This is a genomic window from Micromonospora sp. RTBAU3-60 (genome assembly GCF_054963695.1).
In genome coordinates, this window is sequence record NZ_JBUEGB010000012.1 from 108453 (window position 1) to 122843 (window position 14391).

The following is a 14391-nucleotide window of genomic DNA, read 5'->3' on the forward strand; positions in this document are numbered from 1 at the left end:
TCGCGGCGGGGGCCGAAGCCGGGCCGGCTGACCGGTCCACCGTCAGCTCCGGGCCGGCGCGCCGGCCGGGACCGGCCCCTCGTCATCGACCGCGGCACCGCTGAACTGCGACCGGTACAGCCGGGCGTACGCCCCGTCGGCGGCGAGGAGCTGGTCGTGGCTGCCCTGCTCGACGATCCGGCCGTTCTCCATCATCAGGATCAGGTCCGCGTCGCGGATGGTGGAGAGCCGGTGCGCGATGACGAAGCTGGTCCGGTCCGAGCGCAGCGCCGCCATGGCGCGCTGGAGCAGCACCTCGGTCCGGGTGTCCACCGAGCTGGTCGCCTCGTCCAGGATCAGCAGCGACGGCTCGGCGAGGAACGCCCGGGCGATGGTGATGAGCTGCTTCTCGCCGGCGCTGACATTGCTGCCCTCCTCGTCGATGACGGTGTCGTACCCGTCGGGAAGGCTGCGGACGAAGCGGTCCACGAAGGTGGCCCGGGCCGCCGCCAGGATCTCCTCCTCGGTGGCGTCCGGCCGCCCGTACGCGATGTTGTCGCGGATGGTGCCGCCGAAGAGCCAGGTGTCCTGCAGCACCATGCCGATCCGGCCGCGCAGGTCCCTCCGGGGCATCGTGCTGATGTCCACCCCGTCCAGGGTGATCCGGCCGGCGTCCAGCTCGTAGAACCGCATGATCAGGTTGACCAGGGTGGTCTTGCCGGCGCCGGTAGGGCCGACGATGGCGACCGTGTGTCCGGGCTCGGCGACCAGCGACAGGTCGTCGATCAGCGGCTTGTCCGGGTCGTACCGGAAGGAGACGTGCTCGAACTCGACCCGGCCGGTGACCCGGGGCGGTCCGACGCGGTCCGGAACCTGCTCCTCCGCGTCGAGCACCTCGAAGACCCGCTCGGCCGAGGCCACCCCGGACTGGAGCAGGTTGGCCATCGAGGCGACCTGGGTGAGCGGCTGGGTGAACTGCCGCGAGTACTGGATGAACGCCTGCACGTCGCCGAGGCTCATCGACCCGGAGGCCACCCGCAGCCCGCCGACCACCGCGATGGCGACGTAGCTGAGGTTCCCGACGAACATCATCGCCGGCATGATGATCCCGGAGATGAACTGGGCCCCGAAGCTGGCCTGGAACAGCTCCTCGTTCTTGGCCTCGAAGGCGGCCTGCACCTCGCGCTGCCGGCCGAAGACCTTGACCAGCTCGTGGCCGGTGTACGCCTCCTCGATCAGGCCGTTGAGCTCACCGGTGTGCGTCCACTGCGCGATGAACCGGCGCTGCGACCGCTTGGCGATCTGCTGGGTGACGACCACCGACAGCGGCACCGCCACCAGGGCGACCAGCGCCAGCAGCGGCGAGATCCAGAACATCATGGCCAGTACGCCGACCACGGTCAGCAGCGCGCTGAGCAGTTGGCTGAGCGTCTGCGAGAGGGTCTGCGAGATGTTGTCGATGTCGTTGGTGACCCGGCTGAGCAGCTCACCGCGGGGCTGCCGGTCGAAGTAGGGCAGCGGCAGCCGGTTGAGCTTCTCCTCCACCTCGGCGCGCAGCCGCAGCACGGTCCGCTGCACCACTCCGTTGAGCAGCCAGCCCTGCCACCACATGAGCAGGCTGGCGCCCAGATAGAGGGCGAGCGCCAGGGCCAGTGTGCGGCCCAGCGCGGTGAAGTCGATGCCCATCCCGGGGACCAGGTCCATCCGGGCCAGCATGTCGGCGTAGGTGTCGTGGCCGGCCGCCCGGGCCGCGGCCACCGCCTGCTCCTTGGTGAGGCTGGCGGGGATCTGCCGCCCGATCACCCCGCCGAAGATGATGTCCGTGGCGTGGCCGAGGATCTTCGGACCGATGACGCTCGCTCCGGCGCTCGCCACCGCCAGGGTGACGATCGCGGCCAGTTGCAGCCGGTGCGGCCGGAGGCGGCCCAGCAGCCGCCGGGCGGACGGACCGAAGTTCAGTGACTTCTCCGCCGGCATGGCAGCGCCCATCCACGGCGGTCCCCCGCCGCGTCGCCCGGCCGCCGGCAGCCGGTTCGGCGCTCCGCCGGGCCCCTTCCCGCCGGGCCCCTTTCCGCCGGGGGGACCGCCGCCGAAGCCCGCCCCGGCGGGGGCACCCGCGCCGGGGCCCTTTCCGCCGGGGGCGGCCCCGGCCGGGCCCTGTCCGTTGGGGCTCTGCCCGCCAGGGGTCGGCTTCTGCCCCGGTACGGCGCTCATGGCTTCACCTCACTGCGCTCGGCACCGCCATGACCCCCGCGGCGACTGAGTTGCGCTGTTCGCTCGCTGTGCTCGCTCATGCGGTCACCTCCGCCGTCTGCTGGGATGCCACGATCTCGGCGTAGGTCGGGCAGGTGCGGAGGAGTTCCTCGTGTCGTCCCATGCCCACGACGCCCCCGTCCTCGAGCACGATGATCTGATCGGCGTCGACGATCGTGGAGACCCGCTGGGCCACGATCAGGACCGCCGCGTCCGCGGTGACCGGCTTCAGCGCGGCCCGCAGCCGGGCGTCGGTGCCGAGGTCGAGCGCCGAGAACGAGTCGTCGAACAGGTAGATCTCCGGCTTGCGGACCAGCGCCCGGGCGATCGCCAGGCGTTGCCGCTGGCCGCCGGAGACGTTCGTGCCGCCCTGCGCGATCGTTGCGTCCAGGCCGCCAGGCATCTCTGCGACGAAGTCCCGGGCCTGGGCGATCTCCAGTGCCGCCCAGAGGTCGGCGTCGGTGGCGTCCGGGTTGCCGTACCGGAGGTTGCTGGCGACCGTGCCGGTGAACAGGTATGGCCGCTGCGGCACCAGCCCGATCCGGCGCCACACCTCGTCCGGTTCCAGCAGCCGCACGTCCACCCCGTCGACCAGCACCGCGCCGGCGGTCGGGTCGACCAGCCGGGGGATCAGCGTGAGCAGGGTGGTCTTGCCGGCGCCGGTGGACCCGATGATGGCCGTGGTCCGGCCCGGGCTGGCCCGGAACGAGATGTCGTGCAGCACCGGCGCGCTCGCGCCGGGGTACTGGAAGGAGACGCGGCGGAGTTCCAGCTCGGCGCTCCTGGTCGCCACGAGCATCGGCTCGACCGGCGGCACCACCGACGACTCGGTGTCCAGCACCTCGACGATCCGCTCGGCGCACACCGCCGCGCGCGGCACCATCATCAGCATGAAGGTGGCCATCATGACCGACATCAGGATCTGCATCAGGTACTGCAGGAACGCGGTCAGCGCGCCGACCTGGATCTGTCCGGCGTCGACCCGCTCCGCGCCGAACCAGAGCACCGCGACGCTGGAGACGTTGAGCACCAGCATGACCACCGGGAAGATCAGCGCCTGGAGCCGGCCGACGCGCAGGGCGGTCGCGGTGAGGTCGGCATTCGCGGTGCCGAACCGCTTCGTCTCGTAGGGCTCGCGGACGAAGGCCCGGATCACCCGGATGCCGGTGATCTGCTCGCGCAGCACCCGGTTGACCGTGTCGATCCGGGTCTGCATCTCCCGGAAGCCGGGGACCATCCGCCGGATGATCAGGCCCAGCGCGACCGCCAGGACGGGCACGCAGACCAGCATCAACCAGGAGAGCCCGACGTCCTCGCGGAGCGCCATCACCACGCCGCCGACGCTCATGATCGGCGCGGCGACCAGCATGGTGCAGCTCAGCAGCACGAGCATCTGCACCTGCTGCACGTCGTTGGTGTTGCGGGTGATCAGCGAGGGCGCCCCGAACCGGGCCACCTCGCGGGCGGAGAAGCGGTTGACGTGGCGGAAGATGCCGGCCCGGACGTCCCGGCCGAACCCCATGGCGGTCTTCGCGCCGAGGTAGACGGCGGCGATCGAGCAGGCGATCTGGAGCAGGCTGACGAGCAGCATCCAGCCGCCCGTACGCATGATCTGGTCGGTGTCGCCGAGGGCGACGCCGCGGTCGATGATGTCGGCGTTGAGGCTCGGCAGGTACAGCGAGGCCATCGTGCCGACGAACTGGAGCGCCACCACCGCGGCCAGCAACCGCCGGTACGGGCGCAGATGGGTACGGAGCAGGCGGATCAGCACGGACGGAGTCCTCGTCTCGTCTCGTCGGTCTCTTCCTCGCCTGGGTTCAACCGGCCGATGTCCCCCTCGGACATGGTGGTGATGAGTTCAGTGAGGAAATCGCGGATTATCTCCCGCTTCGCGGGGTCGGCGTCGACCGAAGTGAGCGGCCGGTCACTGTGGATCAGGTCGATCAACCTTCGGGTGTGCTCCTGCCCCTTGTCGGTTAGGGCGAGTCGTACCGTGCGCCGGTCGGCGGCGTCCCGGCGGCGCTCGACGAAGCCGTCACGTTCGAGCGTGTCGACGATGCCGGTGAGCGTCGCGGGGCGGACGAAGCAGCGCTCGGCGACCTCCCGATGGGTGCTGTCGCCGGCGCGGGACAGGATGAACAGCACCCGCATCCCCGCCGAGCTGAGCCCGTGGTGCTCGGCAAGGTAGCGCCCCCACCGCTGTTCGGCGAGGCGGCCAGCGATCGAGATCAGCCGACCGAGCGGCGCCTGGCGTAGCGCGTCGGGGAAGCGGATGAGTGGTTCCATGCTCACGGCGCCACGTTAGCCCCCGGACCGTAAGGCTCCAAACTATTTTCGGAAACCCGTCATCTTGGCAGTGGCAAGATATGCTTCCGACCGTGACCACGACCCGCGCCTACCACCACGGCGACCTGCGGCGGGCCCTGCTGGACGCGGCGGTCCAGGCGATCGGTGAGGCCGGCCCGGCCGCGCTCAGCCTCCGCGACCTGGCCCGCCGGGCCGGCGTCTCGCACGCCGCGCCCGCCCACCATTTCGGCGACAAGACCGGCCTGCTCACCGCCCTCGCCGCCGAGGGCTTCGCGCTGCTCGCCGACGAGCTCGACCGGGCCGGCGACGACCTGCTGGAGGCGGGCGTCGCGTACGTGCGCTTCGCCGTGGCGCACCGGGCCCACTTCGAGGTGATGTTCGCGCCGGATCTCCACCGCGTCGACGACCCGGCGCTGGTGGCCGCGCGTACCCGGGCCGGGGAGGCGCTGCGCGGTGGCGTCGCCACGGTGGCCACGCCGTCCGCCGAGCCGGAGCGGGACGCGCTCGCCGCCTGGTCGATCGTGCACGGCTTCGCCACCCTCTGGCTGGCCGGTGCACTCCCGGCGAGCGTTGGCCCGGACCCGGAGGCGGCCGCCCGGTCGGTGATCCGCCGCCTCTTCTGGTGAGGTGCGAGGAGGGGCGCCTTTCTAGCGCTGCGCGTAAAAAGGGGCCCCTCCCAACCGGTCACCAGCTCGTCGGCAGCGGCATGCCCTCGGTGTAGCCGGCGGCGCTCTGCACGCCGACCAGGGCCCGCTCGTGGAACTCCTCCAGGTTGCGGGCGCCCGCGTAGGTGAAGGAGCTGCGTACCCCGGAGATGATCTCGTCGATCAGGTCCTCCACTCCGGGTCTGATCGGGTCGAGGTACATCCGGGCCGAGGAGATGCCCTCCTCGAAGATCGCCTTCCGGGCCCGGTCGTACGCGCTGTCCTCGGCCGTCCGGGCGCTGACCGCGCGGGCCGACGCCATGCCGAAGCTCTCCTTGTAACGCCGGCCGTCCGCTTCCGTGTAGAGGTCGCCGGGGGACTCGTAGGTGCCGGCGAACCAGGAACCGACCATCACGTTCGAGGCGCCCGCCGCGAGGGCCAGCGCCACGTCCCGCGGGTGCCGTACGCCGCCGTCGGCCCAGACGTGCCGGCCCAGGGCGCGGGCCGCCGCAGCGCAGTCGAGCACCGCCGAGAACTGCGGCCGGCCGACCCCGGTCATCATCCGGGTGGTGCACATCGCGCCCGGCCCGACGCCGACCTTCACGATGTCGGCGCCCGCCTCGACCAGGTCCCGTACGCCCTCGGCGGTGACCACGTTGCCGGCCGCCACCGGGACCGCCGGGTCGAGCTTGCGGACCGCCCGCAGCGCGGAGATCATCCGCTCCTGGTGGCCGTGCGCGGTGTCCACCACCAGGGTGTCCACCCCGGCCTCCAGCAGCGCGGCGGCCTTGCCGGTCACGTCGCCGTTGATCCCCACCGCCGCCGCGATCCGCAGCCGCCCCCGGTCGTCCACCGCCGGCTTGTAGAGCGTGGCGCGCAGCGCGCCCGGCCGGGTCAGCACGCCGACCAGCCGCCCTTCCGCGTCCACCACCGGGGCCAGCCGGCGCCGGCCCGCAGAGAGCCGGTCGAAGCCGGTGCGCGGGTCCGCGTCCGCCGGCACGGTGTGCAGCTCGGTCGACATCACGTGCCGGAGCTGGGCGAACCGGTCCACGCCCACGGTGTCCGCCTCGGTGACCACACCGACCGGGCGGCCGGCCTCGTCGACCACGATCACCGCGCCGTGGGCGCGCTTCGGCAGCAGGTGGATCGCGTCGCCGACGGTGTCGGTCGGGCCGAGAGTGATCGCCGTGTCGTGCACCAGGTGCCGCTGCTTGACCCAGGCGACGACGTTGGCCACCACCTCGATCGGGATGTCCTGGGGGATCACCGCGATGGCGCCGCGCCGGGCCACCGTCTCGGCCATCCGCCGGCCGGAGACCGCCGTCATGTTCGCCACCACCAGCGGGATGGTGGTGCCGGTGCCGTCGGCCGTGGCCAGGTCGACGTCGAGCCGGGAGCCCACCTCGGAACGGTTGGGCGCCATGAAGACGTCGTTGTAGGTCAGGTCGTGCGCGGGGACCGCGCCATGAAGGAACCGCACCGGAACATCATTCCCGCCAGCACCCGTTCGTGCCCGCGATGGTCACGGAAAACACCCCGGCCGGCCGGGCGGCCGGGGTCAGCCGAGCAGCAGCGCCGCGGCGATCACGGTCATCACGACGGCGACCGCGCCGTCCAGCACCCGCCAGGCGGAGGTACGCGCGAGCAGCGGCGCCAGCCGGTGCGCCGCACCGCCGAGCGCGGTGAACCAGACCACGCTGGCCAGCGTCGCGCCGACCCCGAACGCCCAGCGCTGCTCGTACTGCTGGGCCACGCCGCCGAGCAGCAGCACGGTGTCCAGGTAGACGTGCGGGTTGAGGTAGGTGAAGGCGAGGCAGGCCAGCACGGTCGCCCGGAGCGTGGCCGGCGGCCGCTCGGTGGGGGTGAGGGTGCCCGGGCGAAGCGCCCGGCGGGCGGCGAGCACGGCGTACCCGAGCAGGAACGCGCCCCCGACCCAGCGGATGGCGGACAGCAGGCCCGGCCGGTCCGCCACGGCGGTGCCGAGACCGGCGATGCCCGCCGCGATGAGCAGGGCGTCCGAGGCCGCGCAGGCGATCACCACGGGAAGCACGTGCTCCCGGCGCAGCCCCTGGCGGAGCACGAAGGCGTTCTGCGCGCCGATGGCGACGATCAGCGCGAACGAGACGGAGAACCCGGCGACGGCGGAGGGGAGCAGGTCTGGCACGGGTCCGAGGCTAGGGATCGGGTCCGATGCAGTCCAACTAATCTTTCTGATGCTTCGTAAGCTGGTCTTATGGAAGGACTCGACACCGCCCAGCTCCGTACCCTGGCCGCCGTGGTCGGCGAGGGCAGCTTCGAGGGCGCGGCTCGCGTCCTGCACGTCACCCCGTCGGCGGTGAGCCAGCGGATCCGCGCGCTGGAGGAGGTCGTCGGGCAGGTGCTGGTCCGGCGCAGCCGACCCTGCCAGGCGACCGGTGCGGGGCAACCGCTGCTCCGGCTGGCCGTCCAGTTGACCCTGCTCGAACGGGAGGCGCTCGCCGAGGCGTGCGGGGCGGTGGACGGGGCGGCCGGGCCGACCCGGGTGCCGGTGGTGGCCAACGCCGACTCGCTGGCCACCTGGTTCGTCGCCGCGCTGGCCCGGGTCCCGGCCGAGCTGGCCGCCTGCTTCGACGTACGCCAGGATGACCAGGATCACACCGCCGAGCTGCTGCGCGACGGCGCGGTGCTGGCGGCGGTGACCGCCCAGCGCGAGCCGGTCCAGGGCTGCCGGGTACGCCCGCTCGGCGCGATGCGCTACCGGGCGCTCGCCGCCCCGGCGCTGGTCGCCCGCTGGTTCCCCGACGGGCTGACGGCCGAGGCGCTGGCCGCGGCGCCGATGCTCGTCTTCGACCGCAAGGACCGCGTCCAGCACCGCTTCGTGCGGGCGGTGACCGGCCGGGAGCTCGACCCGCCGGTGCACCACGTGCCGTCGGTGCCGGCGTTCAGCGAGGCGATCCGGTGTGGCCTCGCCTGGGGGCTGGTCCCGGAGCGGTTGGCCGAGGCGGACCTGGCCGGCGGCGCCTGTGTCGACCTCGACCCGGGACGGCACGTCGACGTGCCGCTGTACTGGCAGCACTGGCGGCTGGAGTCACGCGTGCTCGGCGCGCTGACCGACGCGGTCCGCGCGGAGGCGGCCGTCGCGCTCCGCTGAGCCGCGGACCTGTTGGCAGGGCCCCTTCCGGTGCCCGAGGCGTGGAGAAGGGGCCCGCCTGACGCCTCAGGCGATGGTGCAGATCGGGGCGCCGGCGGTGATGACCGCCCCCACCTCGGCGGAGAGGCCGCTGACCGTGCCCGCCTTGTGGGCGTGCAGCGGCTGCTCCATCTTCATCGCCTCCAGCACGACGATCAGGTCGCCCTCGGCGACGGTGTCCCCGTCCGCGACGGCGATCTTGACGATGGTGCCCTGCATGGGGGAGGCGAGGGTGTCGCCGCTGACCGCCGCGCCGGCCTTGGCGCCACCGCCCCGGCGAGCCGGCTTCTTCGCGGCGGGCGCGGCGGCGGCCGTACCCGCGCCGACGCCGGCGGGGAGCGTGACCTCCAGCCGCTTGCCACCCACCTCGACCACGACGGTCTCGCGCTCGGCCGGGCCCTCGACGGCGCCGGCGGGGGCGGTGAAGGCCGGCACGGTGTTGTCGAACTCGGTCTCGATCCACCGGGTGTGGACGGTGAACGGCTCGGCGGTGAACGCCGGGTCCCGGACCACCAGCCGGTGGAAGGGCAGCGCGGTGGCCATCCCCTCGACGACCATCTCGTCCAGCGCCCGGCGAGCCCGCTCCAGCGCCTCGGTACGCGTCTCGCCGCTGATGATCACCTTGGCGAGCAGCGAGTCGAAGTTGCCACCGATCACGTCCCCGGCCGAGATGCCGGTGTCCACCCGGACGCCCGGCCCGGTGGGCAGCCGCAGCGCGGTGATGGTGCCCGGGGCGGGGAGGAAGTTGCGGCCCGGGTCCTCGCCGTTGATCCGGAACTCGATCGAGTGCCCGCGCGGGGTCGGGTCCTCGGTGAAGCGCAGCTTCTCGCCGTCGGCGATGCGGAACTGCTCGCGGACCAGGTCGATGCCGGCGGTCTCCTCGGTGACCGGGTGCTCCACCTGGAGGCGGGTGTTGACCTCCAGGAAGGAGATGGTGCCGTCGGCGCCGACCAGGTATTCCACCGTGCCGGCGCCGTGGTAGCCGGCCTCCCGGCAGATCGCCTTGGCGCTGGAGTGGATCTGCGCGCGCTGCGCCTCGGTGAGGAACGGCGCCGGGGCCTCCTCGACCAGCTTCTGGTGCCGGCGCTGCAGCGAGCAGTCGCGGGTGCCCACGACGATCACGTTGCCGTGCTGGTCGGCGAGGACCTGCGCCTCGACGTGGCGGGGCTGGTCCAGGTAACGCTCGACGAAGCACTCGCCCCGGCCGAACGCGGCGACCGCCTCGCGGGTGGCCGACTCGAACAGGTGCGGGATCTCCTCCATGGTGCGGGCCACCTTGAGGCCGCGCCCGCCACCACCGAAGGCCGCCTTGATCGCGACCGGCAGGCCGTGGTCGACGGCGAAGGCCATCACCTCGTCGGCGTTGCCGACCGGGTCCGGGGTGCCGGGGACCAGGGGCGCGCCGGCGCGCTGGGCGATGTGCCGGGCGGTCACCTTGTCGCCGAGGTCGCGGATCGCCTGCGGGGTCGGGCCGATCCAGGTCAGCCCGGCGTCGATGACCGCCTGGGCGAAGTCGGCGTTCTCGGAGAGGAAGCCGTAGCCGGGGTGCACCGCGTCGGCACCGGACCTGGCCGCGACGTCGATCAGCTTGTCGATCCGCAGGTAGCTGTCCGCCGCGGTGTCGCCCCCCAGGGCGTACGCCTCGTCGGCGAGGGTGGCGTGCAGGGCGTCCCGGTCGGAGTCCGCGTAGACGGCGACGCTCTCCAGCCCGGCGTCGCGGCAAGCGCGGATGACGCGGACCGCGATCTCGCCGCGGTTGGCGATGAGTACCTTGCGCACCTTGGTGGCTCCTCCCCGGAGGTCGATGCCGGGAGTTTATCGGCCGGCCTCGCCGCCCTAACGATCGCTCAGTGTGGGATGCCGCACGTCCCACCGCGGCTTAGTCAAATTTGCTTATTACGCTTGTCCGGTGTCGGCAACGCGGATGATGATTCTGGGCCTGGTCAGGTGGATGCAGCCGGTGCACGGCTACGACGTACGCCGTGAGCTGCTGAGCTGGAGCGCGGACAAGTGGGCCAACGTGCAACCGGGGTCGATCTATCACGCGCTGCGCAAGCTCACCGACGAGGGGCTGCTGCGGGCGGTGTCGACCGAGCAGGTCGGCGCGCGTCCCGCCCGCACCACGTACGAGGTGACGGCCAAGGGGGTGGAGGAGTTCGAGACCCTGCTGCGCGCGCAGTGGTGGCAACTCCACGAGGTGCCGGACCCGTTCGTGGCGGCCTTCTCCTTCCTGCCGGCCATGCCGCGGGACGAGGCGGCGGCGGCCCTGCGCAACCGGGCCAACCTGATCCGGGCCGGCATCGAGTCGATGCGCGCCTCGCTGGAGTCGGACTGGGTACGCAACACCAAGCCGGTGCACGTCGGCTGGATGTTCGAGCTGTGGCTGGCCCGGGCCGAGGCGGAGATGGGCTGGTGCGGGCGGATCGCCGAGCGGATCGAGTCAGGAGTGTCGTACCTGCCCGCTTCCATGGAGCAGGCCGAGGGATGGTCGGGGTGGACGGACGGCGCCGCCCCTGGCGAGGACAACGCGAAATAATCAACGTTGACCACGCGAGCTATATCGCGTTAGTCTCGGCGCGAACCGCAGGGGAGTGGTGTGTCCTCCTCGCGGACGATCGGCGGCCGGTCACCTCCGGCCCGGACGACCAGGAGCAGACATGATCGAGACCAGGGGGCTGCGGAAGTCGTTCCGCTCCCGCGCGGGTCGCGAGACGAAGACCGTGGACGCGGTCCGGGGGGTCAACCTCGAGGTCGCCGAGGGGGAGATCTTCGGTTTCCTCGGCCCCAACGGCGCCGGCAAGACGACCACCCTGCGGATGCTCGCCACCCTCATCGAGCCCGACGGTGGCGAGGCCACCATCGCCGGGGCGGACCTGCGCAAGGACCCGGCCGAGGTGCGCCGCCGGATCGGCTACGTCGCCCAGGGCGGCAGCACCTGGGACGAGTCCACCGCCCGCGAGGAGCTGGTGCTCCAGGCCCGGCTCTACGGCATCGCCAAAGCCGAGGCGCACCGCCGCGCCGCCCGCGCCCTGGACGCCTTCCAGCTCAGCGAGTACGCGGACCGCAAGTGCAAGACCTACTCCGGTGGCCAGCGCCGGCGAGTCGAGATCGCGCTCGGCATCATCCACGAGCCGAAGATCGTCTTCCTGGACGAGCCGACCACCGGCCTGGACCCGCAGAGCCGGGCGCACATGTGGGACGAGATCCGCCGGCTGCGCGCCGAGGGGATGACCGTCTTCATCACCACGCACTACCTCGACGAGGCGGACGCGCTCTGCGACCGGATCGCGATCATGGACCACGGCGAGGTGGTCGCCGAGGGCACGCCGGCCGAGCTGAAGCGGGAGATCTCCGGCGAGGTGGTGCTCGTCGGCCTCGACGCCCCGGCCACCCCGCGCGCCGCCGAGCTGCTCGACACCGAGGCGTACGTCAACAAGCTGGAGACCGTCGACGAGGGCGGCCTGCGCCTCTACGTCGACGAAGGGGCCACCGCCATCCCGCAGGTGCTGCGCCGCCTCGACGGCGCCGGGCTGGACCTGCGCTCCATCGAGCTGCACCGCCCCAGCCTCGACGACGTCTTCCTCACCAAGACCGGCCGCTCGCTGCGCGAGTCCTGACCACCCGGAGAACTCTCATGAAGCTCGCCCGCGACACCTGGCTGATCTTCCAGCGCCAGATCCAGCTGCTGCTGCGCAACCCGGTCTGGGTCTTCGTCGGTGTCTTCCAGCCGGTGATGTACCTGCTGCTCTTCGCCCCGCTGCTCAAGGCGGCGCTGAACGCGCCGACCCAGGCCGCGGCCTACAAGATCTTCGTCCCCGGCCTGCTGGTGCTGCTGGCCATCTTCGGCGGCCTGTTCCAGGGCTTCGGCCTGATCGCCGAGCTGCGCGCCGGGGTCATCGAACGGTCCCGGGTCACCCCGGTCAGCCGGCTCGCCCTGCTGCTCGGCCGCTCACTGCGGGACGTGGTCTCGCTGATCGCGCAGGCGGTCATCATCACCCTGCTGGCGCTCCTGTTCGACCTGCGTGTCTTCATCGGATACCTGCTGCTGGCGTACCTGATGCTGGCGCTGATCGCGCTGATGACCTCGGCCGTCTCCTACGGCGTGGCGCTCAAGGTCAAGAGCGAGGACGCCCTCGCCCCGCTGATGAACACCGTCGCCCAGCCGGTGCTGCTGCTCTCCGGCATCCTGCTGCCGCTCGCCCTGGCCCCCGGCTGGCTCCAGGGCATCGCCAACTGGAACCCGTTCTCCTGGGCGGTCGACGGCGTCCGGGCGCTCTTCGCCGGTGACCTCAGCAACGACAAGGTCTGGCAGGGGCTGACGATCATCGCGGTGCTCGCCGTCGCCGGGGTGGTCTGGGCCGCGCGGCAGTTCGCCCGCAGCGTCCGCTGACCCGACGAGAGCTGCCTCTCACCCGAGGCGGGGCACCGGCCCGACGCGCGTAGCGTAGGCCGGTGCCCCGCCTCAGCCGTGACCGGACGACCTGGTTGACCTACGCCCAGCTGGGGCTGTGGGGCTTCTTCCTCTACGGGTTCGGTCCGGTCGTCCCGCTGCTCCGCGACGAACAGGGCACCAGCGCCGCCGTCGCCGGCCTGCACAGCACCGGCATCGCCGTCGGCGCGATCCTCGGCGGGGCGCTCTTCGCACCGGCCGCCCGCCGCCTCGGCCGCGGCCCGGCCACCTGGCTCGGCCTCGCCGGCGTGGCCGCCGGCGTCACCGCGCTCGGGCTGCTGCGCCCGCTGCCCGCCACCCTCGCCGCCGTCGCGGTGATCGCCACCTTCGGCATGATGGTGATCAGCGGGGTCAGCGTGCTGCTCACCGCCCACCACGGGCCGACCGCGCCCGCCGCGCTCACCGAGGCCAACGCCGTCTGCGCCGGGATGGGCATCCTCGCCCCGCTGGTCATCGGCGCCACCGTCGACGCCGGTCTCGGCTGGCGGCCCGCAATGGCCGTCGAGGTCGGCCTGATCGCGCTGGTCGCGCTCGCCGCCCTGGCCTTCCGGGTACGCCTGCCGAAGGGCGCCCCCGCTGACGCGGCTGCCGCCGACCCGACCGGGGCGACCGCCCCGGCCGCCATCGACCCGGTCGCGGTGACCACCTCCGCCAACGCCGACGCCGGCGTGACCGCCTCCGCCGATGCCGGCGTGACCGCCTCGGCGGCCGGCGTGGCGCTGGTCGACCCGGCCCCCGCCGGCGTGGCCGCCTCGGCGGCCGACGTGGCGCTGGGCGCCCCGGCCGCCACCGCCCCGGACGGGCGTGCCGGTGACCGGGCCGCCACCCGCCGGCTCCCCAGGGCGTACTGGATCGCCTGGGTGCTCATGTCGGTCACCGGCTCGATCGAGGTGTGCCTGTCGCTCTGGGCCGCCGACGTGCTGCGTACCCACGCCGGGCTCAGCGCCGGCGGCGCCTCGGCGGCCGTCGCCGCGATCGTCTGCGGGATGTTCATCGGCCGGGCGGCCGGCGGCCGGCTAGCGCTGCGCTGGCCGCCGGTGCCGCTGCTGCTCGCCGCGCTGACCGTCTCGCTGGTCGGGTTCGTCGTCTTCTGGTCCGCCCCGGCCGGCTGGCTGGCGGTGACCGGCCTGGTCGTGCTCGGCTTGGGCAACGCCCTGCACTACCCGCTGGCCCTCTCCATCGCCCTCGCCGCCGCCGGGCCGGCCGCGGACAAGGCGGCCGGCTGGTCGTCGTACTCGATGGGGGTGGGCTTCGGGATCGCCCCGGTCGCCCTCGGCTGGGTGGCCGACGGCGTCGGCCCGCACCTGGCCTTCCTGCTGCTGCCCGGCTTCATCGCCGCGGCCGTGCTGCTCACCCTGCGGCTGGGCCGGGCGCTGCGCGCCCCGGCCGCCACCCCCCAACCGCTCCCCGCCAGGGCCGCTTGATCGACTCCACCTCGCCGACGTAGCGGTGTCGCGCCCTGGTGCACTGGTCGAGGTCGCCGATGTGGCGGTGTTGCCTCGTGGACCGGCGCAGGTCGCCGATGTGGCGGTGCCGCGGCCTGCTGGACTGGTCGAGGTCGCCGATGTGGGGGTGTCGCCTCGCGGGCC

12 protein-coding genes are annotated in these 14391 nt (G+C 72.9%); 6 read left to right on the forward strand and 6 right to left on the reverse strand.

Annotation, left to right across the window (positions count from 1 at the left end):
- Positions 1–42: 42 nt before the first annotated feature.
- The 3 genes from ACY34I_RS14585 to ACY34I_RS14595 all read right to left on the reverse strand — a co-directional run bounded on the left by ACY34I_RS14585 (position 43) and on the right by ACY34I_RS14595 (position 4518).
- On the reverse strand, positions 43–1968 hold the full coding sequence (locus tag ACY34I_RS14585; protein ID WP_462755648.1) for an ABC transporter ATP-binding protein: 1926 nt from the start codon (positions 1966–1968) through the stop codon (positions 43–45).
- Positions 1969–2269: 301 nt separating this feature from the next.
- On the reverse strand, positions 2270–4003 hold the full coding sequence (locus ACY34I_RS14590; RefSeq protein ID WP_462755578.1) for an ABC transporter ATP-binding protein: 1734 nt from the start codon (positions 4001–4003) through the stop codon (positions 2270–2272).
- Entirely contained in the window at positions 3997–4518 is a 522-nt protein-coding gene (locus ACY34I_RS14595) for a MarR family winged helix-turn-helix transcriptional regulator (protein ID WP_462755649.1), read from the reverse strand. Before ACY34I_RS14595 ends, ACY34I_RS14590 begins: the two co-directional genes overlap by 7 nt.
- 92 nt (positions 4519–4610) lie before the next feature.
- Here ACY34I_RS14595 and ACY34I_RS14600 point away from each other — a divergent pair, with 92 nt between their 5' ends.
- Positions 4611–5165, forward strand: coding sequence for a TetR/AcrR family transcriptional regulator (locus tag ACY34I_RS14600; protein ID WP_462755579.1), 555 nt, complete (start codon positions 4611–4613; stop codon positions 5163–5165).
- Between the two features lie 58 nt (positions 5166–5223).
- Here ACY34I_RS14600 and ACY34I_RS14605 read toward each other — a convergent pair whose 3' ends face one another.
- A complete protein-coding gene (locus tag ACY34I_RS14605; RefSeq protein WP_462755580.1) occupies positions 5224–6663 on the reverse strand; it encodes a GuaB1 family IMP dehydrogenase-related protein in 1440 nt (479 codons plus the stop codon).
- Between the two features lie 78 nt (positions 6664–6741).
- Positions 6742–7338 carry a LysE/ArgO family amino acid transporter gene (locus ACY34I_RS14610; protein WP_462755650.1) on the reverse strand — a complete coding sequence of 199 codons (597 nt, stop codon included), beginning with the start codon at positions 7336–7338 and terminating at the stop codon, positions 6742–6744.
- 78 nt (positions 7339–7416) lie between these two features.
- On the opposite strand from ACY34I_RS14610, the gene ACY34I_RS14615 reads away from it, so the two are divergent.
- On the forward strand, positions 7417–8313 hold the full coding sequence (locus ACY34I_RS14615) for a LysR family transcriptional regulator ArgP (RefSeq protein WP_462755581.1): 897 nt from the start codon (positions 7417–7419) through the stop codon (positions 8311–8313).
- 66 nt (positions 8314–8379) lie between these two features.
- On the opposite strand, the gene ACY34I_RS14620 is transcribed toward ACY34I_RS14615, so the two are convergent.
- Positions 8380–10131, reverse strand: coding sequence for an acetyl/propionyl/methylcrotonyl-CoA carboxylase subunit alpha (locus ACY34I_RS14620; RefSeq protein WP_462755582.1), 1752 nt, complete (start codon positions 10129–10131; stop codon positions 8380–8382).
- A gap of 145 nt (positions 10132–10276) precedes the next feature.
- Here ACY34I_RS14620 and ACY34I_RS14625 point away from each other — a divergent pair, with 145 nt between their 5' ends.
- The 4 genes from ACY34I_RS14625 to ACY34I_RS14640 all read left to right on the forward strand — a co-directional run bounded on the left by ACY34I_RS14625 (position 10277) and on the right by ACY34I_RS14640 (position 14226).
- A complete protein-coding gene (locus tag ACY34I_RS14625) occupies positions 10277–10888 on the forward strand; it encodes a PadR family transcriptional regulator (RefSeq protein ID WP_462755651.1) in 612 nt (203 codons plus the stop codon).
- Positions 10889–11009: 121 nt separating this feature from the next.
- Positions 11010–11969 carry an ATP-binding cassette domain-containing protein gene (locus ACY34I_RS14630; RefSeq protein ID WP_462755583.1) on the forward strand — a complete coding sequence of 320 codons (960 nt, stop codon included), beginning with the start codon at positions 11010–11012 and terminating at the stop codon, positions 11967–11969.
- 17 nt (positions 11970–11986) lie between these two features.
- Positions 11987–12742: an ABC transporter permease gene (locus ACY34I_RS14635; RefSeq protein ID WP_148804331.1), complete on the forward strand. Its 756-nt coding sequence runs from the start codon at positions 11987–11989 to the stop codon at positions 12740–12742.
- Between the two features lie 62 nt (positions 12743–12804).
- Positions 12805–14226 carry an MFS transporter gene (locus ACY34I_RS14640; RefSeq protein ID WP_462755584.1) on the forward strand — a complete coding sequence of 474 codons (1422 nt, stop codon included), beginning with the start codon at positions 12805–12807 and terminating at the stop codon, positions 14224–14226.
- Positions 14227–14391: the final 165 nt, after the last annotated feature.

Bases quoted from the DNA above. Each gene is read 5' to 3' on its own strand.
- ACY34I_RS14585 (WP_462755648.1), bottom strand. From the start codon at position 1,968: ATGGGCGCTGCCATGCCGGCGGAGAAGTCACTGAACTTCGGTCCGTCC.
- ACY34I_RS14595 (WP_462755649.1), bottom strand. From the start codon at position 4,518: ATGGAACCACTCATCCGCTTCCCCGACGCGCTACGCCAGGCGCCGCTC.
- ACY34I_RS14615 (WP_462755581.1), top strand. From the start codon at position 7,417: ATGGAAGGACTCGACACCGCCCAGCTCCGTACCCTGGCCGCCGTGGTC.
- ACY34I_RS14625 (WP_462755651.1), top strand. From the start codon at position 10,277: ATGATGATTCTGGGCCTGGTCAGGTGGATGCAGCCGGTGCACGGCTAC.
- ACY34I_RS14630 (WP_462755583.1), top strand. From the start codon at position 11,010: ATGATCGAGACCAGGGGGCTGCGGAAGTCGTTCCGCTCCCGCGCGGGT.
- ACY34I_RS14635 (WP_148804331.1), top strand. From the start codon at position 11,987: ATGAAGCTCGCCCGCGACACCTGGCTGATCTTCCAGCGCCAGATCCAG.